Annotated in this window: 2 protein-coding genes; both read left to right on the forward strand. The window is 31.7% G+C overall.

All coding sequences use genetic code 11. The features are described from left to right. Positions 1-172 (forward strand): transposase (locus tag AC5XHR_RS13810; protein ID WP_495951363.1); only part of this gene is annotated, 172 nt, incomplete at its 5' end. Then, positions 169-312 carry a hypothetical protein gene (locus AC5XHR_RS13815; RefSeq protein ID WP_495951362.1) on the forward strand — a complete coding sequence of 48 codons (144 nt, stop codon included), beginning with the start codon at positions 169-171 and terminating at the stop codon, positions 310-312. The genes AC5XHR_RS13810 and AC5XHR_RS13815, both read left to right, overlap by 4 nt. Positions 313-319: the final 7 nt, after the last annotated feature.

The raw sequence follows: 319 nt of genomic DNA on the forward strand, positions 1-319 counted from the left end.
TTCGAATGGATTGGTTAGGGATTATTTCCCCAAAGGAACAGACTTCAATACCATTACGAACAAGCGAATAAAAGAGGTTCAAAACCAGCTCAATGAAAGACCTAGAAAGGTTTTAGATTATCAAACGCCAAAAGAGGTATTTAACAGTCTGATTTTAAATGGATTAAAATGATAGACACTATTGTTGTCGGTGAAAATAAAATGTGGGTAACTTTTTGCCCTCAAAAGGTTAAAAAAGTTATCCAAATTTTATTAAAACCATTCAAAAAAATAATACTTTTACAAAAACAAAAAGTTGCACTAGCAATTTGAGACCACC

This window comes from Kaistella sp. CFF1-2 (assembly GCF_059509915.1).

What these genes read in the sequence shown, in the direction of transcription:
- AC5XHR_RS13815 (WP_495951362.1), top strand. Translation starts at nt 169, where the DNA reads ATGATAGACACTATTGTTGTCGGTGAAAATAAAATGTGGGTAACTTTT.